The 19,779-nt window shown below is 46.7% G+C and carries 21 protein-coding genes and 1 tRNA gene; 19 read left to right on the forward strand and 3 right to left on the reverse strand.

Going from position 1 to position 19,779, the window contains the following annotated elements; translation table 11 throughout:
• Positions 1-34: 34 nt before the first annotated feature.
• Positions 35-1,444, reverse strand: a complete 1,410-nt coding sequence (locus CJA_RS16505) for a TIGR03013 family XrtA/PEP-CTERM system glycosyltransferase (protein ID WP_041551684.1) — start codon at positions 1,442-1,444, stop codon at positions 35-37.
• 219 nt (positions 1,445-1,663) lie between these two features.
• Between CJA_RS16505 and tviB the strand changes: the two genes are divergently transcribed.
• From tviB to CJA_RS19410, 8 genes are all read left to right on the forward strand, one after another.
• Positions 1,664-2,938 carry a Vi polysaccharide biosynthesis UDP-N-acetylglucosamine C-6 dehydrogenase TviB gene (tviB, locus tag CJA_RS16510; RefSeq protein WP_012489002.1) on the forward strand — a complete coding sequence of 425 codons (1,275 nt, stop codon included), beginning with the start codon at positions 1,664-1,666 and terminating at the stop codon, positions 2,936-2,938.
• Positions 2,939-2,956: 18 nt separating this feature from the next.
• The gene (locus tag CJA_RS16515) at positions 2,957-3,964 is read left to right on the forward strand and encodes an NAD-dependent epimerase (RefSeq protein ID WP_012489003.1); all 1,008 of its coding nucleotides are present in this window, start codon (positions 2,957-2,959) and stop codon (positions 3,962-3,964) included.
• A gap of 18 nt (positions 3,965-3,982) precedes the next feature.
• Complete coding sequence (locus CJA_RS16520; RefSeq protein ID WP_041551687.1) at positions 3,983-4,888, forward strand: XrtA system polysaccharide deacetylase; 906 nt, start codon at positions 3,983-3,985, stop codon at positions 4,886-4,888.
• Between the two features lie 81 nt (positions 4,889-4,969).
• A tRNA-Arg gene (locus CJA_RS16525) sits at positions 4,970-5,046 on the forward strand.
• A gap of 216 nt (positions 5,047-5,262) precedes the next feature.
• On the forward strand, positions 5,263-5,838 hold the full coding sequence (locus CJA_RS16530; protein WP_041551688.1) for a hypothetical protein: 576 nt from the start codon (positions 5,263-5,265) through the stop codon (positions 5,836-5,838).
• Between the two features lie 20 nt (positions 5,839-5,858).
• Positions 5,859-6,635, forward strand: a complete 777-nt coding sequence (locus CJA_RS16535; RefSeq protein ID WP_012489005.1) for a Tle-like phospholipase domain-containing protein — start codon at positions 5,859-5,861, stop codon at positions 6,633-6,635.
• Positions 6,636-6,729: 94 nt separating this feature from the next.
• Positions 6,730-7,146: a hypothetical protein gene (locus CJA_RS16540; RefSeq protein ID WP_041551690.1), complete on the forward strand. Its 417-nt coding sequence runs from the start codon at positions 6,730-6,732 to the stop codon at positions 7,144-7,146.
• A gap of 98 nt (positions 7,147-7,244) precedes the next feature.
• Complete coding sequence (locus CJA_RS19410) at positions 7,245-7,442, forward strand: hypothetical protein (protein WP_148208914.1); 198 nt, start codon at positions 7,245-7,247, stop codon at positions 7,440-7,442.
• Positions 7,443-7,458: 16 nt separating this feature from the next.
• On the opposite strand, the gene CJA_RS16545 is transcribed toward CJA_RS19410, so the two are convergent.
• Complete coding sequence (locus CJA_RS16545; RefSeq protein WP_012489006.1) at positions 7,459-8,184, reverse strand: phage antirepressor N-terminal domain-containing protein; 726 nt, start codon at positions 8,182-8,184, stop codon at positions 7,459-7,461.
• A gap of 177 nt (positions 8,185-8,361) precedes the next feature.
• Here CJA_RS16545 and CJA_RS16550 point away from each other — a divergent pair, with 177 nt between their 5' ends.
• A complete protein-coding gene (locus CJA_RS16550; protein ID WP_012489007.1) occupies positions 8,362-8,655 on the forward strand; it encodes a type II toxin-antitoxin system RelE/ParE family toxin in 294 nt (97 codons plus the stop codon).
• Between the two features lies 1 nt (position 8,656).
• On the forward strand, positions 8,657-8,941 hold the full coding sequence (locus CJA_RS16555) for an addiction module antidote protein (RefSeq protein ID WP_012489008.1): 285 nt from the start codon (positions 8,657-8,659) through the stop codon (positions 8,939-8,941).
• Between the two features lie 504 nt (positions 8,942-9,445).
• Here CJA_RS16555 and CJA_RS19415 read toward each other — a convergent pair.
• A complete protein-coding gene (locus tag CJA_RS19415) occupies positions 9,446-9,676 on the reverse strand; it encodes a hypothetical protein (protein WP_148208915.1) in 231 nt (76 codons plus the stop codon).
• A 722-nt stretch (positions 9,677-10,398) separates the two neighbouring features.
• Here CJA_RS19415 and CJA_RS16560 point away from each other — a divergent pair.
• The 9 genes from CJA_RS16560 to CJA_RS16600 all read left to right on the forward strand — a co-directional run bounded on the left by CJA_RS16560 (position 10,399) and on the right by CJA_RS16600 (position 19,772).
• Positions 10,399-11,727 carry a UDP-glucose dehydrogenase family protein gene (locus tag CJA_RS16560; RefSeq protein ID WP_012489009.1) on the forward strand — a complete coding sequence of 443 codons (1,329 nt, stop codon included), beginning with the start codon at positions 10,399-10,401 and terminating at the stop codon, positions 11,725-11,727.
• A 30-nt stretch (positions 11,728-11,757) separates the two neighbouring features.
• Positions 11,758-12,828: a dTDP-glucose 4,6-dehydratase gene (gene rfbB, locus CJA_RS16565; protein WP_012489010.1), complete on the forward strand. Its 1,071-nt coding sequence runs from the start codon at positions 11,758-11,760 to the stop codon at positions 12,826-12,828.
• Between the two features lie 22 nt (positions 12,829-12,850).
• Positions 12,851-13,726 carry a glucose-1-phosphate thymidylyltransferase RfbA gene (rfbA, locus tag CJA_RS16570; protein ID WP_012489011.1) on the forward strand — a complete coding sequence of 292 codons (876 nt, stop codon included), beginning with the start codon at positions 12,851-12,853 and terminating at the stop codon, positions 13,724-13,726.
• Positions 13,723-14,604 carry a dTDP-4-dehydrorhamnose reductase gene (gene rfbD / locus CJA_RS16575; RefSeq protein WP_012489012.1) on the forward strand — a complete coding sequence of 294 codons (882 nt, stop codon included), beginning with the start codon at positions 13,723-13,725 and terminating at the stop codon, positions 14,602-14,604. Before rfbA ends, rfbD begins: the two co-directional genes overlap by 4 nt.
• An 8-nt stretch (positions 14,605-14,612) precedes the next feature.
• A complete protein-coding gene (gene rfbC, locus CJA_RS16580) occupies positions 14,613-15,161 on the forward strand; it encodes a dTDP-4-dehydrorhamnose 3,5-epimerase (RefSeq protein WP_012489013.1) in 549 nt (182 codons plus the stop codon).
• Positions 15,162-15,179: 18 nt separating this feature from the next.
• Entirely contained in the window at positions 15,180-15,953 is a 774-nt protein-coding gene (locus CJA_RS16585) for an ABC transporter permease (protein WP_012489014.1), read from the forward strand.
• Complete coding sequence (locus tag CJA_RS16590) at positions 15,950-16,654, forward strand: ABC transporter ATP-binding protein (protein WP_012489015.1); 705 nt, start codon at positions 15,950-15,952, stop codon at positions 16,652-16,654. Before CJA_RS16585 ends, CJA_RS16590 begins: the two co-directional genes overlap by 4 nt.
• Before the next feature lie 82 nt (positions 16,655-16,736).
• Positions 16,737-18,542, forward strand: a complete 1,806-nt coding sequence (locus CJA_RS16595) for a glycosyltransferase family 2 protein (protein WP_012489016.1) — start codon at positions 16,737-16,739, stop codon at positions 18,540-18,542.
• Positions 18,543-18,548: 6 nt separating this feature from the next.
• A complete protein-coding gene (locus CJA_RS16600) occupies positions 18,549-19,772 on the forward strand; it encodes a glycosyltransferase family 4 protein (protein WP_012489017.1) in 1,224 nt (407 codons plus the stop codon).
• Positions 19,773-19,779 lie beyond the last annotated feature (7 nt).

Below are 19,779 nucleotides of genomic sequence, written 5' to 3' on the forward strand. Positions count from 1 at the left end.
CGATAACTCTCCTGAAATAGGCGATACCGGGGGACTAGTGTACCCCCTTACCCAGCAAAATAATTTCAACCGTCTGGATCATGATCAGCATGTCCATCAGGAAACTGTGGTTCTTGGTGTAGTACAAATCGTATTGCAACTTGTTTTTGGCATCCTCTGCTGAGGCGCCGTAGGGATATTTCAACTGCGCCCACCCCATCAATCCGGGCTTGACCTTATGGCGCATTTCATAAAAAGGAATTTGCCTGGAAAGATCTGCGACAAATTCCGGCCGCTCCGGCCTTGGCCCCACAAAGCTCATACTCCCCGCCAACACATTGTAGAGCTGGGGTAACTCATCCAGGCGGGTATTGCGGATGAATGCCCCAACACGAGTCACCCGTGCATCATTTTTCTGCGCCCACATGGCGCCATTTTTCTCCGCATCCTGACGCATACTGCGAAACTTGTAAATGCGAAAATGCCGCCCATTAAAGCCCACGCGGATTTGGTGATAAAGCACCGGCCCTGGACTATCCAGCCGAACCGCTATTGCGGTTAGTAACATAAATGGCCAAAGTACCAGAAAAAACACAGATGCCAGTGCGATATCAAATAGTCTCTTGGCCAACAGGCGGCGTTTGGAATATTTGAAGCCATCCGAAAACAACATCCAACTGGGCTGCAACAAGCCTATATCTATCTTGCCCAGCTCCCGCTCGTAAAATCCCAGCGCGTCACTTGAGGGAATACCGGCAAGTTTGCAATCGAGGAACTGGCTTAGGGGAAACACATTACCCGCAGCACGTCGACGCTCATCAGGGGCAATCACAATTTCTGATACCTGCGCGCCTTTCACAAAAGCCACCCAGTCTGAAGGCTCTCGAATAATCAATTCATTGGGTACAACGACAGACTCATCCGCACTGGGAATACATCCAATAATTTTTACGCCGATAACATCGATACTTGGAGCCAAATCATCAAGCAATTTTTGTGCACGAACACCCGCCCCATAGATGACAACACGGCGCTTAAGCTGGGCAGTGTCGACAACTTTTACAAACCCCCAGCGTGCAATAATAACCGAGGCCGTTGCCACCAGGACGCCCCAAAACACCAACCCCTGAGGCATCAATTCGCGTCCAAAGACCAAACCCACCAGAAATAACGCAGCACTACCCAATAAAAAGAAACTCACCAGGGTGCGCAATACCATGCTGGAAAAACCTTCGCGCACCATGGCTGCATACACCCCCATGGATAAGGTGCAGCAACTTAACACCAGGGAAAAAACAATCGCCGAACGCCAGATTGATGCGACAGGCGTTACCTCATACGGGGGGTACACACCCACTATCCAATTTGCTACCCACACCGCAATACCCAATAACACCGCTTCGATCAGGCCGAGAAAAAGATAAGGCAAATGCACGTAGTGCTTATTGAGTCGAATGTAGGACAAACCCGTTTCCTTCAGAATGAGTGGCAGTTTTGGAGCCGGGCATTATAGCCAGATTTGTGACAAAAACTCGACCAGCGCCGACAGTTTTCTGTCACTTTGATCATTACATTTAAGATACGCGCAAATAATGCCGGCATCCTATAAGATCCTTAAAAAAAAGCTGGTTTTTATGCTACCTTAAGCGCCCTCGGATTCACCTACCCGCTAAGGAACCAACACATGTTCGCAAGCAACCCCAGGCTTTGCATTATCGGCTTAGGCTATGTTGGCCTGCCACTCGCCGTGGAATTTGGAAAAAAAATCGACACTATTGGTTTTGATATCAATCCTGCGCGCATTGACGCCTTGCGACAAGGTGAAGACCACACACTCGAACTCAATCGCGAAGAGCTGACCCAGGCAACCAGGCTCAGCTACACAACCCGTGAAAATGACATCACCGGTTGCGACGTTTATATAGTGACAGTCCCCACACCGATTAACGACAGCAAGCAACCTGACCTGACCCCTCTTGAAAAGGCGTCCGCCCTGCTCGGCCGGGTCATTGATAAAAATGCCATTGTTGTTTTTGAATCAACAGTCTATCCCGGCTGCACAGAAGAGGTTTGTGTACCCATCATTGAACAGGGTTCCGGTCTTGTCTTTAACCGTGACTTTTTTGCCGGATATAGTCCGGAACGCATCAACCCGGGCGACAAACAACATCGGGTACACAACATTACCAAGATTACCTCCGGCTCAACGCCGGAGGTTGCCGAGTATATCGATCAGCTTTATCGCCAAATCGTTGTGGTAGGCACCCACAAAGCGAGCAGTATCAAAGTAGCCGAAGCGGCAAAGGTCATCGAAAATACCCAGCGCGATATCAATATCGCCCTGGTTAACGAGCTGGCCCTGATCTTTAAACGCCTGGACATAGACACCTTAGAGGTACTGGAAGCCGCCGGAACCAAATGGAACTTTTTACCTTTCCGTCCCGGCCTGGTCGGCGGACACTGTATTAGTGTGGACCCTTACTATTTAACACATAAAGCCCAGCAGGTAGGCTACAACCCCGAGGTCATCCTTGCCGGTCGCCGCATTAACGATGGCATGGGGACTTTTGTGGCCGAGTCTGTGGTAAAAATGATGACCCAGCGCAAATGCCATGTGGTCGACTCCAATATCCTGATTATGGGCCTGACCTTTAAGGAAAACTGTCCGGATCTACGCAATACCCGTGTGATCGATATTATTCATGAATTAAAAAACTATAACGCCAATGTACATGTATATGATCCCTGGGCCGACCCTGTGGAAGCCCAGCACGAATATGGATTGGCGCTAATCAACCAACCACAGGCAAATACTTACGATGCCATTATCCTGTGTGTAGGCCACGAACAATTCCGTGCCCTGGGCGCCGATGCCATTCGCACCCTGGGTAAAACCAACCATGTACTCTTTGATGTAAAACATGTACTTCCCAAGGCAGCGGTGGACGCTCGTCTCTAATTTCCCAGGACACACAGCATGAAAGTATTGGTAACAGGCACCGCCGGATTTATCGGATCGACATTAGCCAAACGCCTGCTCGCACGCGGCGATGAAGTGATAGGGATAGACAACCTGAATGATTACTACGATGTGCAAATCAAAAAAGACCGACTTGCCCATTTAACAGCAAACAGTGGTTTTACCGACATTCGTTGCAATCTGGAAGACAAAGCTGCTATCGACAATGTCTTTAAGACCCATAAGCCCGATCGCGTCGTCAACCTGGCGGCACAGGCCGGCGTCCGCTATTCACTGGTTAATCCCCAAGCCTATATTGATGCCAATATCACCGGTTTCCTGAATATCCTTGAAGGTTGCCGTCATTTTGGTACCGACAACCTGGTGTATGCATCCAGCAGTTCTGTTTATGGCCTTAATACTGCCATGCCCTTCTCAGTGCACAATAATGTGGACCACCCGGTAAGCCTCTACGCTACCAGTAAGAAGGCCAACGAGCTCATGGCCCATACCTATAGCCATCTTTTCAACATCCCCACCACCGGTCTGCGTTTCTTTACCGTTTATGGCCCATGGGGACGCCCCGACATGGCACTGTTTATTTTCACCCGCAAAATTCTCGCTGGAGAGCCAATCGATGTCTTCAATTATGGCCACCATCGGCGCGACTTTACCTACATCGACGATATCGTTGAGGGCGTGATCAGAACCCTGGATAACGTGGCCCAACCCAACAGCAATTGGAGTGGTGATAAACCCGACCCAGCCACCTCCAAAGGCCCCTACCGTATTTACAATATTGGCAGCAATAACCCCGTCGAACTCTTACGATATATTGAAGTGCTTGAGGATTGCCTGGGGAAAAAGGCCACCAAAAACCTGCTTCCCATGCAGCCAGGCGATGTACCCGATACCTATGCCAATGTCGATGCATTGATCGAAGACGTGGGTTACCGCCCAACTACGCCTGTCGAGGTAGGCATAGAACGCTTCGTGAAGTGGTACAGAGACTATTACAAGGTTTAACTAACACAGGTTTTGACTATGAGCAAAGGCGCTATTACCCATGCCATGACGGTTGATGTGGAGGACTATTACCATGTCGCCGCCTTTGCCAAGGTCATCAAGCCAAGTGAGTGGGATCAATGGCCCTCTCGCGTGGAGGCCAATACCCAGCGCTTGTTACAGGTGTTTTCCGACCACGGGATTACAATCACCTTCTTTATATTAGGCTGGGTGGCTGAGCGCTACCCACAACTGGTACGGGATATACAGACACAAGGCCATGAGATTGCGTCCCATGGCTATAGCCACCAACTGATCTACCGGCAGGATCCCCAGACCTTCCGCCGCGAAACCGAAAAGTCCAAGCAGTTGCTGGAAGACATTACCCAAGCCCCCATTACTGGTTATCGCGCAGCCAGCTATTCCATTACCCGGAGTTCCCTCTGGGCACTGGATATACTCGCCGAACTGGGTTTTACCTGGGACTCCAGCATTTTCCCCACCCGCCACGACAACTATGGTATTCCCGGCAGCCCTGAGGAGCCCTACCGCATCATCACCCGCAGCGGTGCAAGTCTGATCGAATTTCCGCTCACGACAGCGAAGGTATGGGGACAATCCATACCCGCTGCCGGCGGCGGTTATTTTCGCCAATACCCCTATGCCCTCTCTCGCTGGCTGTTCCAACGCGCCAGTGACAACCAATCCAAACCCCAGATTTTTTATTTGCACCCCTGGGAAATAGACCCCGAACAGCCACGGGTTCCCAATGCCAGCTGGTTTAGCAACTTCCGCCACTACACCAATCTCAAGCGCTGTCTGCCGCGCCTGGAGCGCATGATCCAGGATTTTCCCTTTGGTACCATGAGCAAAAGCCTAGGTTCCACACGGGTAGAGCGCGAACTCCACGTGACAGAGCTGGCCCAACAACCGCTTACAGAATAACTACCCCCAAATTGGTCATAGACGTTAGGCGCCAGGCTCAGTACAATCCCGCCCTCTTTGCTGACCGCTAAGTCAGCTTCCGCACCTGTAGCTCAGTTGGATAGAGTAGCGGTTTCCGAAGCCGTTGGTCGCTGGTTCGAATCCAGTCAGGTGCGCCAAATACCCTTCCCAAGTTGTCTCATACATTCCACTTTACCTTTAAAAACAATAATTTAGCATTTTTTGTTGTCTCAGGTTGTCTCAGTTAAACTTAGGTCATCTCAGCCCGTTGTGTATGCCAACGAAAAATCGAACCTGGCATACAATTCTTTCAAGCCGACGCCGCTTCGCGGAGCGGCTTAACTCAGGCGTTAGGCCATCAATAAGGAAAGAGCATGTCTCCGATAATTAATAGAATGGAATATTTAAATTTAGCTGATATGGACTATTTAGCTGCCAGATTGCTTATTTTAAACGGGTTACTCTTATCTGGCATGCCTAAAGCAGCAGAGTCCATAGAGAAACTCATTAAATTATATTTAATTCTAGAGTCAAAAATTAATAAAGGAATAGAATTGAATGCTAAGCAATTGAAAGCGTATGGTCATAATTTAGAAGAGCTATTCGAAGCTTTTAAAAAAGCTGTACCTTTAACTTTTGACCAAGAATGGTCGAATTACTTTAGTGCTCTTCAAGAAAGCTATAAAAATCGCTATCCCGATGCTTGGTCCCAAAGCATGAAATGGGAAACAAATGTTGAGCGCTTGGATATTTGCTACTCTTATTTGAGAGCCAATATTGTAGAAAACTTTCCAACCGAAGAGCTTGACCAAGCTAGAATTTTTGGTGGTGACATCATCTCCGCCTATAGCCCAGAACTGCTAGGGTCTATAACAAAAAACGGCGGCATACCGCAATTAGAAATACTTAAACTTAACAATAAATCAATCGCTAGTTTTAAAACTGCCTAACAAAGCAAAAAGGAGGTTTCATGAAAAATGCACTAGTTATCTTTACTGCTCTTTTCGTAATGCAAGGATGTACTTGGTTCTCTAAGATCAAGCAAACAGGAACCGATCATTGCTCCGGATGGAGTGATCAAGTCCGATCATTAGCTGACGAAGCATGGTTGTATGCTCAGCTCTCCCAAAATGTATATGCAGACAATGACGATTTTATGCTTCGAGATACAGTCCGTTTAATTGAAGAGTTCGACCGCAAAGATATTAATTTTTATAGCGCTCTTTACCAAGATACTGCTACTGGTACGTACTCATTTATCTTTCGAGGCACAGACTCCTTTGAGGACTTTAGGACTGGTAATAATCCTTTTGAGCAAATTCAAAATAAGATCGCCTTATCCATCGTTGAGTCTAAAACCAAAGAATATTCATTAGACTCGTTTGTCGTTGCTGGACATTCCCTCGGTGGCGGCATAGCAACTCACGTATCGTTGAATATTCAGGGAGCAACCTTATACACCTTCAATGGTAGCCCCGTATTTAAAAAATCAAATGTTAAATTCAATAATCAGAGAGATAGCATCGTTGAGCGAGGAGAAGTTCTAAAAATAGTAAGACTTCTGGCGCGAGAACCTGATCAGATTTATACATCAATAGAATGTACGTCAGGCAACGCAATCGAAGAGCATTCAATAAAAAAGCTAGCCACTTGCCTTACAAGAATTTCTGCCGCCAATGATAATGAACAAGCACTTTCTTCACTTAAGATCAACAACATCGATAAAAAATGGTGCAAAGAAAGTTAACATTTCAAAGCCCTCGGACGCAGCAAGGCTGCGTCGGTGTTTGAGGCGTTAGGCATTCGATACTGGATAATACTTACTTGCAGGAGTGGTAAAGATGGAATTTAGACGATATTTTGTTACTGTTCTTATAAGCGGAATTTTAGTTTTAAGTGGAGCTTTCTATTTATATAGCAATCTTCTTTACCCTCTTAAAACGAATATTTCGGATATAGTAGATAGATGGATAGAGATAAAAATAAATGAGGAAGCCTTAGCTAAGAAAAATGTCGAAATACGAGATAATTTAACGTCTGACTTATCGGAAACACTGATATTGCAAATAAATATTGCAGTATTAACAAAAGAAAATGAGAGGCTGAAAGAATCCTTAGAAAAAGCAATGTTAACTTTATCAGAAAGAGAAAGATCATCCGACAAGATCGCAATATTAAGCGTACTTATTGCTTTTTTGGCAATGCTGCCTAGCTGGCTAGAATTATTTTTAAAATTTAGAAGAAAATCACAGAATTAGTTTAAGCAAGTGTGACTAACAAGTGACAGTGGTTAAAAATTAACTCCCACTATCAAATATGCCAAACCAGACTTGAGCGCACTACAAAAAATCAATACATGCTTGTGATTATTTACAAAAAGCCGCCCATAGTTGAGGCGGCTTTTTCTGGTCAATCAATCCTTTTGCATCCCCTCTATGCCAAGCGCCTTTATTCGGTTAAGACTCAGCGCCTGCATATGCGACATTCGTTTCCCACCAATCGCTCGCTCCACACCTTCCTGCACTACCACACCCGCAGCCTGCATAGCCTTTAGTAACGCGCGGCCACGTTTAATAGGTATCCGTGAATAGATTGCTTGCAGGTCTTGCTGCTGGGCCAGGTAGGCTATGCGTGGTGCGCAATACCAGCCATCGATCATCGTCCTGCGTTTCAATTTTGGCCGGAAAGGAGTAACGGCCAGCCTGAATATCGCGCAGCAGTACTTCCAGCACCTCAGCCAACCAGGAGCCGTCATGACCTTCCTTACCGATGTCGCCTAATGCAGGGGTAGGGATACCCAGCAGGTCAGAAACATGAGCCAGTTGCTGGTGTATGGCCTCACGCAGGGCCTTGTCGGTGGTCGCGGCCAGCCGGTCAAGCAGGAACAGCCGTAACTTATGCGCGCTTAGTTGCTGGTTGATAGTAGGCGCACTGGTGCGACCACGGCCAACGTGGCCCTGCATCCAGTACTGCCACAATACTTCGTCGCACTCTTCTTGGTACTGGATGATCTTGTCGCGCAGCTCGGGCTTTACCTTGTTGGGGTTGATACTGTAAAGCCACGCGGGAATTTTGCGCAGGGGAAGGCAGAGCATTTCGTATTGCTTACCGTCGCCGCCAGTTGTTGTGATTATCGCAACAACTGAATCAAATTTTTGACCCAGTTTTACGGTTTGAGACGCCCAATCTAGCCCCATATTTTCCACTATGGGTTTCATGGGTACAAAAGGCTGGCCATCGTGGTCTACCAAGGCCAAGGTGTCGTTATGGAAGTTGACAGGGATAATGGCGGTCATTGGTTGAACTCCCGGACTAGTTAATGGCGCCAGCCTTGCATCAAAGGGTACCCACAATGTAGCCCCCTGGCAGATAGCGATCAACTCAGTCGCGGTGATGGGGCAAGACCACCAGGTTAGGGTGCCGACAAGGCTTGGAGCCTTGTCAGCAAGTATCCATATGGATACAATCGGCATATGAACTACTTAATCCAGCAAACACAAACCTTCGCCAAGTGGCACAAGTCGTTACGTGATCTGCGCGCCAAGCTGGCGATTGCCCGCCGGATTGACCGGATTAAGGCTGGCAACCTGGGGGATGTGAAATCAGTGGGCGAAGGGGTATCTGAGTTGCGTATCGATGTGGGGGCAGGCTACCGCGTGTATTTTACGGTGCGCAACGGGGTTGTAGTGGTGTTGCTGGCCGGTGGCGATAAATCTACCCAGCAAGCCGACATTAAGCGAGCCAGGCAACTGGCGCAGGAGGTATAACATGGCACAGACATTAATCGAGTTTGACTTGGCTGAACTGCTGGACAGCGAGGAGGCCATCACCGAATACCTGTCTCAAGTCCTGGACGATGGAGACAGCGACGAACTACTGCGCGCCATTGGCTATATCGCTAAGGCGCGAGGCATGGCACAGATTGCGGCAGCTTCTGGCCTTGGACGCGAAAGCCTTTACAAGGCGCTGGCACCCGGCGCCAAGCCACGGTTTGATACGGTGTTAAAGGTAATTCATGCCTTGGGTATTAAACTGCAAGCGCAACATGCGTAAATGGAAACACCCGGATGAGCAATAATGGTATGCCATAGCTCACCCCAGGCCGCCTCTTGCGGCCTTTTTTTCGCCCTCCCGCACACTTGATAACAATTCTCACTTGATGCCACCCAACCTTTTTCGCGCGCAGTCGGCCCCCCGCCCCACCCGCGCTCTTTGCGTGTGGGTTTTTACGCACTCCTGCACCACACCGAAACCCGCGCCGTATCTGGGCTGGCCCCAGGGTTTTGAGGTGCAAAAAAGTTTGCAGATTTATGCGTTTTTTGCATGGATTTGCAGAAGGGGTGCGAGGACAAGGGGTCTCGTGATGCGAGATCCCTTCAGGATGGCCACCGGCACCGTACATAGGTACAGCTCAGCCTAAAATTACGAGCCAGCCTTACCTGGTCAATTTGTCCAACCGGATCTCAACGAGGACTCCAGCTCGATCACCACTTAATGGCCTCGCCTCACGAGACCATAAGTAACAACAGGCCACCCTGCCTATAAATTTTTCCAAGGTCACAGGCGCACCCCAAAACCCGTGTAGCCGTGGAGTCTTTTTCTATCTAATTGATTTATATAAATTTTTATTTTTCTCACCTCCACGCAGCCACCAAATTTCTCCACGTTTTTTAATTTTTGCCCGTGGGTACTTTTTTTGATCGCTCTTACCCTATCTATCTCTATCTTTTTGATTAATAAAGAAAAATAAAAAGAAACCGGAAGAAATATAAATACAGATTTATCCACGGTTTTTTTGGCTGATCAAAAAATAGCCCACGGGGTTTTTCGCACATCCACACTTTTTTGTGGGTGGTTTTGTGGATAGATAATTTTTTTAAATCAATGAGTTAGGTATAAATATGAGCCCAATCCACACATCCACGGCTGCGCTGCCCCTATACCCTCCCCTGCCACTCTTTTCAGGTGACACATAACCATCCCCTGGCAATACCCCGAAGCCCCATAGCCAAGCAAAAGACAGCGCTAAAAAAGTTTCATAGCGCCAACCAACCGGCTACAATACCTGCCCGTTTGGTTAGAACTGGAAAAGAGTTTGCACTCATTAGCGTGCAAAGAAATTGTTATAAAGAATCTCTTCAAATTGTGGCGTGTATGCCAGCTTGTATATTTTGATTCTTATAACAGGAAAAAACTCTTTTGTATCAAGGCGTTATAGGCTGGTTCGAATCCAGTCAGGCGCCAAACTCATTGTCAGCGATGGCGGTATCTGTTAGATCAACCTTCGTATGGCTCCTTAACTTGCAACGCAGGTTCGACAAGCGTTTGCAACGCCCACAGGGCACAGATACTTAAAATAGCCGCTTAACGGCATATTAATTGCTCAGCCTTTATTGACCTGAGTACCCATTCAAGTCGGTCAAATAGCCCTGGGCTGTTTACATGATGTAATACACCAATGTTACTTTGTTGTGGCGTCATCAACTTACATCCGAAGGGATTAATTCGCTATGAAAGTTACTGTATTTGGTATTGGCTATGTTGGCTTGGTTCAAGCTGCCATACTCGCCGAAGTAGGCCATAACGTTATTTGTGTCGATGTCGACGAAGGCAAGGTCGAGCGCCTTAAACAGGGGCAAATTCCTATTTACGAACCAGGCCTTGAGCCTCTGGTAAAAGAGAATCACGCAGCCGGTCGCCTCAATTTCACCACCAACGCCATTGAGGGCGTCAACCACGGTGAAGTCCAGTTTATTGCCGTAGGCACTCCTCCAGATGAAGATGGCTCTGCCGACCTAAAGTACGTACTGGCAGTAGCCTCTACTATCGCCCAACACATGGATAGGCACCAGATCGTTGTCGATAAATCCACCGTCCCTGTCGGCACGGGGGACAAGGTACAGGCTCAAATAGCCAAAATCCTGGCTGAGCGCGGACGCAGTGACCTGACCTTTAATGTGGTATCCAACCCCGAGTTCCTCAAAGAGGGCTCAGCCGTCGCCGACTGCATGAAACCTGACCGCATCGTTATTGGCACGGATAGCCAACATGCCGAAGAGGTCATGCGCGAGCTTTATGCACCATTTAATCGCAACCATGAAAAAATCATTGTGATGGATGTGCGTAGTGCAGAACTCACCAAATACGCAGCCAACTGTATGCTGGCGACCAAAATCAGCTTTATGAATGAGATGGCTAATCTGGCTGAAATCCTGGGTGCCGACATTGAGGCCGTGCGCCACGGTATTGGCAGTGACCCTCGTATTGGCTATCACTTTATTTATCCAGGTGTTGGCTACGGCGGCTCCTGCTTTCCCAAAGATGTGCAGGCGTTGATTCGCACTGCCGATCACATCAATTTTGACGCCAAGGTGCTTAAGGCCGTCGAAGCGCGTAACAACGAACAAAAAACCACGCTTTTTGCCAAGATTAACAAGCACTTCAACGGCAATCTTAAAGGCAAAACCTTTGCGCTATGGGGACTCAGCTTTAAACCCAACACCGATGATATGCGCGAAGCCCCTTCGCGAGTATTAATGGAAGCACTATGGGAGGCCGGTGCCAAGGTGCAGGCCTACGACCCGGAAGCCATGCATGAAACCCAGCGCATCTACGGCAACCGCGAGGATATACTACTGTGTGGGACCAAGGAGAGCGCTCTCAAGCACGCTGATGCACTGGTCATAGTGACAGAATGGCAGGCCTTCCGTGCACCAGACTTCGATGTCATCAAAGAACTGCTGTCCGAAGCCACTATTTTTGACGGACGCAACATGTACGATCCCAAACGCATGCAAAAACGCGGCTTTACCTACTATTCCGTAGGCCGAAGTAGTTAAGTTATCCGAGAAAACAGAGAGACGCGATCAATGAAGATTCTTGTTACCGGCGGCGCCGGGTTTATTGGTTCTGCCGTGGTTCGCCACATTATTAACAACACCCAGGATGAGGTCATCAATCTCGACAAGCTCACCTATGCCGGCAACCTGGAATCCCTGGCCAGTATTGACCAAAATCCACGCTACCGCTTTGAGCAGGTGGATATCTGCAATCGCCAGGCCCTGGATCGTATTTTTCATGAACACCAACCCGATGCTGTCATGCACCTGGCAGCCGAAAGCCACGTGGATCGCTCCATAGATGGTCCAGCTGCCTTCATCGAAACCAATATCCTCGGCACCTACCAATTGCTCGAAGCCAGTCGGGACTATTGGAAAAACCTGCCGGAAGCCGGCAAAGCCGCTTTCCGTTTTCACCATATATCAACCGATGAGGTCTACGGTGACCTGGAAGGCCCGGAAGATCTCTTCACAGAAACCACCCCTTACGCACCCAGCTCACCCTATTCAGCCAGCAAAGCCAGTTCCGACCACTTGGTGCGTGCCTGGCGTCGCACTTATGGCTTGCCAACATTGGTTACCAATTGCTCCAACAATTACGGTCCCTACCATTTTCCCGAGAAGCTGATCCCACTGGTGATCCTGAATGCCCTGGAAGGAAAGCCCTTGCCTGTGTACGGTAAAGGCAACCAGATTCGTGACTGGCTGTTTGTTGAAGACCACGCCCGTGCACTTTACAAGGTTGTCACGGAAGGCAAGGTTGGTGAGACTTACAATATCGGCGGCCACAATGAGAAGCAAAATATTGAAGTTGTTCACAAAATCTGTGAATTACTCGATGAGTTGCGTCCGCTGAACAGCACCAATCTCCCCATCAAATATCATAAAGAACTCATCACCTTCGTCACCGATAGACCTGGGCATGATCTGCGCTACGCCATTGATGCCAGCAAGATCAAGCGCGAACTGGGCTGGGTTCCCGAAGAAACCTTTGATTCCGGTATTCGCAAAACCGTCATCTGGTATCTGGAAAACCTTAATTGGGCACATAGAGTCCAAGACGGTAGCTACCAGCGCGAGCGTTTGGGCACACAACAATAAATTTGCTTAGAGAGACAAAGTCATGAAAGGCATTATCCTGGCAGGCGGCAGCGGCACACGATTACACCCTATTACAAAAGGCGTATCCAAACAGCTATTACCTATCTACGACAAACCCATGATCTATTATCCCCTGTCCGTACTCATGCTGGCGGGAATCAAAGACATTCTGATCATTACCACTCCGGAAGACTCATCTAGCTTCATGCGCCTGCTTGGCGATGGCTCACAATTCGGGGTCCGACTCAACTATGCAGTGCAACCCAGCCCCGATGGGTTAGCCCAAGCCTTTATTATTGGCGAAGGTTTTATCGGTGATGATCAGGTTTGCCTGGTTCTGGGCGACAACATCTATTACGGCCACGGCTTAACGCAAAATCTCAAAAATGCGGTTAACCGTAAAAAAGGGGCTACTGTTTTTGGTTACCACGTCAATGACCCCGAACGTTTCGGGGTAGTCGAGTTCGACGAGCAAATGCGTGCGATTTCCATTGAGGAAAAACCCAAATCACCCAAATCAAACTACGCGGTTACCGGCCTGTATTTTTATGACAACCGCGTTATAGAAATTGCCAAAAGCATAAAACCCTCTTCACGCGGGGAACTGGAAATCACCAGCGTTAACAACGCTTATCTGGAAATGGGTGATTTAAGCGTGGAACTGCTCGGCCGCGGTTACGCCTGGCTGGATACCGGCACCCACGACAGCTTGCTTGAGGCTGGTCACTTCGTCCAAACCATCGAGCATCGCCAGGGGCTGAAAGTAGCCTGCCTGGAAGAAATTGCATTCGCCAACCAATGGATCAGCAGGGAGCAACTACTGCAGGAAGCCAAGGCTTTAGCCAAAACAGGCTATGGTCAATACCTGTTAAAAATTGTGGAGCAAAGCAAGGTATGAAAATACTAGTCACAGGTGCGAATGGACAAGTAGGCCATTGTTTGCATCAGCAACTCATCAATAACAGCATGTCTTTCAAAGCGGTAACCCGGAAGCAACTGGATATTACCGATGTTAGCGCTGTTGAGCGCAGCTTAAAGGAATACCAGCCAAACATCGTGATTAATGCTGCCGCCTACACAGCAGTAGACAAAGCTGAATCAGACCAGGAAAACGCATTTCGTATCAATCGAGATGGTGTCGCCAACCTCGCAAGCGTAAGCTCTGCAATAGGTGCAGCAATCTTTCATATATCTACTGATTACGTATTTGCTGGAAACAATGACCATCCTTATCGCGAAGATGACGACACCTCGCCTCAAGGTATCTATGGGCAGAGCAAACTGGCAGGGGAAATCGCCGTCATACAAACCAACCCCAAACACATTATTTTACGTACCGCCTGGGTATTCGGTGAGCATGGCAACAACTTTGTCAAAACCATGATTCGTCTGGGTCGTACGCGCGACTCCCTGGGTATAGTAGCCGATCAGCATGGCGGACCAACCCATGCTGGCGATATTGCCACTGCATTAATACGTATTGCCCATCAATACATAAAAACCGGCGACCTGCCATGGGGAACCTACCACTACGCGGGCATGCCACACACCAACTGGTACGAATTTGCACGCGCAATTTTCAAGCAAGTAGAAGCTGAAAATCTCTACGATAAAGCTACACCAAGCCTAAATGCTATTGCCACCGCCGATTATCCTACCCCCGCCAAGCGCCCAGCCAATTCGCGATTAGACTGTACCAAAATTCAAACTAATTTCGGCATTGCACCCAGCGATTGGCAAGCCGCTTTGAATAATATTAAAGCCTATGCAGGTTAAAACAGATTATGAACGTCATTAATACAGCCATACCTGATGTCAAAATTTTCGAGCCTAAAGTATTTGGGGATGAGCGAGGTTTCTTTTTCGAAAGTTTCAGTCAGCGAGCTTTCGAAGAGGCTACAGGCCTAAAGCGTGAATTTGTACAAGACAATCACTCCAAATCCAGCAAAGGCGTTTTACGCGGTTTGCACTATCAATTACCTCCTATGGCTCAGGGCAAATTGGTCCGTGTAGCTCAAGGGGAAGTTTTTGATGTGGCGGTAGATATCCGTAAATCCTCTCCAACCTTTGGTCAATGGGTCGGAGTGATACTCTCTGCGGACAATAAGCGCCAGCTATGGATCCCTGAAGGCTTCGCCCACGGGTTCCTAACCCTCAGTGAAACTGCTGAATTCCTGTATAAAACAACAAACTATTACTCTCCCTCCCATGAAGGTTCAATTATCTGGAGTGATCCAACACTAAATATTCAATGGCCGGATACAAGTGCTGTACAAATATCGACGAAAGATCGGACAGCGCCTATTTTGAAACAGGCTCAATATTTTGAATGAGCGTAGTAGGTATTTGAATTGAAAATCAGAGACTTTATTATTTTGGTTGATACAAAAGCCAAAATGAACCTCAAGGCTGAGGCTTCCAGGTTGTATTTGTCATTTTTATGGTGGCTTCTTGAGCCGATCCTTTTTGTTTTAGCTTTTTATTTTGTATTTAATATATTACTTAAAAGCGGGCATGAAGATTACTTGCTTTTTTTAATGTGCGCCAAAATTCCTTACATGTGGTTTTCTAAAGCTGTTACCAGTGCATCTGGCAGCATTGTTGCCAATAGGGGAATTATCAGCCAAATCGATATCCCTAAAACTATATTTCCGTACGCCTCAATCCAAATTTCGCTATACAAAGAAATCCCCGTATTTATTCTACTGTTTGGAATGTGTATTGGTTATGGTTACATGCCATCCACAGAATGGCTATGGCTAATACCATTATTTTTTGTACAATATTTATTTATTGTTGCTGCCAGTCTGGTAACAGCACTAATGGTTTGCTATGCAGATGATGTCAGAATGTTTATTAGTATGTTGATGTTATTTCTGATGTTTATCAGCGGCATCTTCTTTGACATCAGCAATATTCAACAACCATTGCGAGATTATTTAATCCTTTATAATCCACTCGCTTTTTTGTGTGACAGTTTCCGTAAAATTCTAATGCACAAAGGCATGTACGCAATAGAGCACCTCATCGGACTTATCGTATTTTTCAGCATTGCAATTGGCTCTCTGCACCTTGTATACCGATCTTTAAGTAGAAATATCGCATCCAAGGTGGTTAATGCATGAGCCAATCATCTATTATTCTACGAGCAGAGAATGTCAGCCTGACTTATAAAAGCCGTACAGGATTCTTATCGAGTTTTACTCATCAAGCACTTAAAGGAATTACCTTTGAGCTTGAGAAGGGCGAAACAATTGGTATTCTGGGTAAAAATGGCGGAGGCAAAAGCTCACTGTTGCGAATTCTCGCTGGCATTATTAATCCCACAGGGGGGCAAGTTATATGTCCACCCCAAACAACTCGGGCACTGCTGACACTGGGTTTAGGTTTTATGCCAAATATTAGCGGGCGAGAAAATGCTATTTACTCAGCCATGCTTCAAGGTGCATCACGAAAAAAAGCAAAAGCGATTATACCAGCAATCGAAGAGTTTGCTGAGCTTGGAGAGTTTTTTGATCAACCAGTTGATACCTACTCCTCTGGGATGAAAGCACGCCTGGGATTTGCGACTGCAATAATGGCTGAAGTAGATATTTTGTTTATCGACGAAGTACTAAGTGTAGGTGATACACATTTCCGTCAAAAAGCAGAGGCAGCAATGCTCAACAAACTTAAAGGAGAACAGACATGTGTTTTTGTTTCTCACAATTCGGATCAAGTCAACAGAGTTTGTTCCAGAGCCATTTGGATTGAAGGCGGAAGTATCAAAGAACAAGGTGATACCGCTACAGTTGCACATCACTATAATTTGTTTATGCAATCCTAAATTAGTATTTAGACAATAAATGTTGTGAATTACCCACAACGATATGTTAAAGCATTAAATGCCCTATAATCTGGAGAAATCAATGTCCTCCCCGACATTCAATTTTAATATCGAATCTGTCTTTCGTATTGGCAAAGGTACTGGGCTTATTGGATGGGCACTGGATATTCAGCGCAGTATTGAAACCATTACGTTGAAATCCTCTATTTTTAAAAGTCGCACATTTCACTTGGGCACAGAGACAGAGCTTATTCGTACGCACAGGCCCGACGTCTGTGCCGCATTTAATCTTCCAGATAATCATACTTTAGGTTTTGTAATATGGCTTCCAGTTGAGTTAGATCCGCACTCAGAGATTATAATTCACTTTGATGACCATGTTAATCTCGCCCAAGGGCACAGCCCAGTGCAGCTCGGGGAGGGAGAGCGCAATCTATTTATTGAACAATCTTATTCTCATTCAGGCATGCCACTACGGCAACTGGCAACCAAATTCGATGACCCAACCTTTCTATTTGCATTACATCGCGTTAGCCGCCAATTATTAAAAGATACGTCAACATCGCCAAGCATCGAGCCGGCTCTGGGAATATGCTCGGTTGACTATGCCTTTAATTTAGATAATAGAGGCATCTTATTACTTGGTTGGTATCATTTTCTTGGCGCTGCTCCGACGGCCATTCACATTATTAGGAGTACAGGCGAGCCCATAGAAATACAACAGCCATTTTCAATTGCTCGTCCCGATGTTCAGGAGCATCTAAAAAGTCATTACAGTGGTGTCCAACAAAATTGCGGTTTTTTATCTTATATAGAGTATCCGCTCAACCCAGCACATGATTATGCCTTGAGATTTAAATTTAACCAAGGTGAACTCTGGGTTCATTTCTCTCTTGCAAACGACCACACTGATCTCACTCTTGTTAAAAAAATTCTCGAGTCTATACCTTGTCCGCAGTATCTGACCGGCTCCATATATAACATTTATAATTCCGGACTCGGTAAAGCTATTGAAGCAATTAGCATTAGGTACAAGCGCTCTCATCCAGCTTATACAGAACGCCAGTTTGGTATACCACCGACATCACCTCATACCTCAGTGATCGTCCCACTTTATGGCAGGTATGATTTTATGCGCCATCAATTGGCACATTTTGTACATGACCGTGATTTTGATGATGTTGATTTAATTTATGTTGTCGACGATCCTGCTATTAAGGAAAGTGCCATCAGTACAGCCATCAGTTACTACGCTTTATTCAGAAAGCCATTCCGCGTGGTATGGTACGACTGTAATTTGGGCTTTGCAGGAGCAAACAACATTGGTGTCAGTGCTGCAAGGGCAGAGCACCTACTCTTGATGAACTCCGATGTAATACCACAAGAACCTGGCTGGCTCACAATCTTAAGAAATGCCTATATGTCACTGCCAAACCCAGGAATCCTTGGCCCTCTATTACAGTTTTCTGATAACTCTACACAGCATGCAGGAATGAAAGCAAACCGGGATCCATACCTCCCCGGATTTTTACTCAATGGACACCCGGGCAAAGGTTGGCTCTATTACAAAGCAACAGAACCCAGCGAGCAGCAACTCCTGACGGCTGCCTGCATATTTTTATCAAAACAGGATTATGTCGTCGTCGGTGGTTTCGATGAGGGTTACCTTATTGGTGATTTTGAAGACAGTGATCTCTGCATGGCAATTAAGAAGATGGGCAAAAAGCTCTGGCTGGTTCCAGAGGCAAAACTGTGGCACCTGGAGCGCCAATCACAAAACATCGGTTCCATATCAGGATATAGACAACTTATAACACTATATAACGGCTGGCGATATCATGAAAAAATAATACGCGGTGAAATTGCCAATCCGGAAGAGCAGGAATAAAAAACAATGAAATACATGGTATTCAGTCATGGCCACCCAACCTTTAGTAAAGGCGGCGCAGAAATAGCGGCCTATAATTTATTTAAAGGCATCAATGAGCTACCTGGTCATGAGTGCTGGTTTGTTGCACGTTGCACAGACAATATTTTGCACCTTGGTTCTCCCCTTGCGGCCATTAACGAAAAAGAGTTTCTGATTTCAGGTAATGCCGACCTAACCCATCTGACCTCTACAATTCGCTTAGGTGATAATAGCGAATTTGCCGAACTACTCCGCTATATCAACCCCGATGTAGTGCATTTTCATCACTACATTAATCTTGGCCTAGAGATGCTTTACGCGGTTAAGCGTACGCTGCCTAATACCAAAGTTTTAGTAACACTTCACGAGTTTATCGCCATTTGTTCAAACAACGGGCAAATGCAAAAAACCAATGGCACACTTTGCCACACTTACAGCCCGCGTGAATGTATGCAGTGCTTCCCCAATAAAACACCTGAAGACTTTTTTCTGCGCGAACAATATATAAAGAGTTTTTTCAGAAATGTGGATCTGTTCATTTCGCCCAGCGAGTTTCTAAGAAAGCGTTATATAGAGTGGGGTATTGACGAGAACCGAATTAAAGTTATTGAAAATGGACAACGTATTGAAACGGATTTACCACCTCGGGAGATCAGATCAGAGGAAAAGCGTAATATATTTGGCTTTTTCGGCCAAATAAATCCATTTAAAGGTGTTGATGTACTACTGCAGGCGATCAGTAATCTGACCTCGAAACAACGCCGTAAAATTGTGTTGGAAATCCATGGTGCCAATCTGGAATATCAAACCCAAGATTTCCAAAAGAAAGTCAAGCGACTCTCAAAACCACTGGAGGAGGAGGGTGCTATTCGATGGGTAGGCTCTTATCAGCCTCATGAACTGCGTGATCGCATGGCAAATGTTGATTGGGTTGTGGTGCCATCTATCTGGTGGGAAAACTCCCCCATGGTTATTCAGGAAGCCATGCTTTTTAACCGCCCCCTGTTAGTAAGCAATATCGGTGGTATGGCTGAAAAGGTAACTCACGGTGTTAATGGTCTTCATGTACCCGTTGGCAATGCAAACGCCTGGGGTAATATGTTAATCAGATGTACAGAGGAGCCGGGGCTATGGGAAACCCTCCATAAAGGGATATCAAAGCCAATCTCTTATATAGAGTGCGCCAAAACCCACCTGAACATCTTATAAAAAGGTA

The organism is Cellvibrio japonicus Ueda107 (assembly GCF_000019225.1).
GTDB lineage: Bacteria > Pseudomonadota > Gammaproteobacteria > Pseudomonadales > Cellvibrionaceae > Cellvibrio > Cellvibrio japonicus.

Excerpts from the sequence above, each read along its gene's own strand:
- tviB (WP_012489002.1), top strand. The coding sequence starts at position 1,664 with ATGTTCGCAAGCAACCCCAGGCTTTGCATTATCGGCTTAGGCTATGTT.
- CJA_RS16515 (WP_012489003.1), top strand. The coding sequence starts at position 2,957 with ATGAAAGTATTGGTAACAGGCACCGCCGGATTTATCGGATCGACATTA.
- CJA_RS16520 (WP_041551687.1), top strand. The coding sequence starts at position 3,983 with ATGAGCAAAGGCGCTATTACCCATGCCATGACGGTTGATGTGGAGGAC.
- CJA_RS16530 (WP_041551688.1), top strand. The coding sequence starts at position 5,263 with ATGTCTCCGATAATTAATAGAATGGAATATTTAAATTTAGCTGATATG.
- CJA_RS16535 (WP_012489005.1), top strand. The coding sequence starts at position 5,859 with ATGAAAAATGCACTAGTTATCTTTACTGCTCTTTTCGTAATGCAAGGA.
- CJA_RS16540 (WP_041551690.1), top strand. The coding sequence starts at position 6,730 with ATGGAATTTAGACGATATTTTGTTACTGTTCTTATAAGCGGAATTTTA.
- CJA_RS19410 (WP_148208914.1), top strand. The coding sequence starts at position 7,245 with ATGCTTGTGATTATTTACAAAAAGCCGCCCATAGTTGAGGCGGCTTTT.
- CJA_RS16545 (WP_012489006.1), bottom strand. The coding sequence starts at position 8,184 with ATGACCGCCATTATCCCTGTCAACTTCCATAACGACACCTTGGCCTTG.
- CJA_RS16550 (WP_012489007.1), top strand. The coding sequence starts at position 8,362 with ATGAACTACTTAATCCAGCAAACACAAACCTTCGCCAAGTGGCACAAG.
- CJA_RS16555 (WP_012489008.1), top strand. The coding sequence starts at position 8,657 with ATGGCACAGACATTAATCGAGTTTGACTTGGCTGAACTGCTGGACAGC.
- CJA_RS16560 (WP_012489009.1), top strand. The coding sequence starts at position 10,399 with ATGAAAGTTACTGTATTTGGTATTGGCTATGTTGGCTTGGTTCAAGCT.
- rfbB (WP_012489010.1), top strand. The coding sequence starts at position 11,758 with ATGAAGATTCTTGTTACCGGCGGCGCCGGGTTTATTGGTTCTGCCGTG.
- rfbA (WP_012489011.1), top strand. The coding sequence starts at position 12,851 with ATGAAAGGCATTATCCTGGCAGGCGGCAGCGGCACACGATTACACCCT.
- rfbD (WP_012489012.1), top strand. The coding sequence starts at position 13,723 with ATGAAAATACTAGTCACAGGTGCGAATGGACAAGTAGGCCATTGTTTG.
- rfbC (WP_012489013.1), top strand. The coding sequence starts at position 14,613 with ATGAACGTCATTAATACAGCCATACCTGATGTCAAAATTTTCGAGCCT.
- CJA_RS16590 (WP_012489015.1), top strand. The coding sequence starts at position 15,950 with ATGAGCCAATCATCTATTATTCTACGAGCAGAGAATGTCAGCCTGACT.
- CJA_RS16595 (WP_012489016.1), top strand. The coding sequence starts at position 16,737 with ATGTCCTCCCCGACATTCAATTTTAATATCGAATCTGTCTTTCGTATT.
- CJA_RS16600 (WP_012489017.1), top strand. The coding sequence starts at position 18,549 with ATGAAATACATGGTATTCAGTCATGGCCACCCAACCTTTAGTAAAGGC.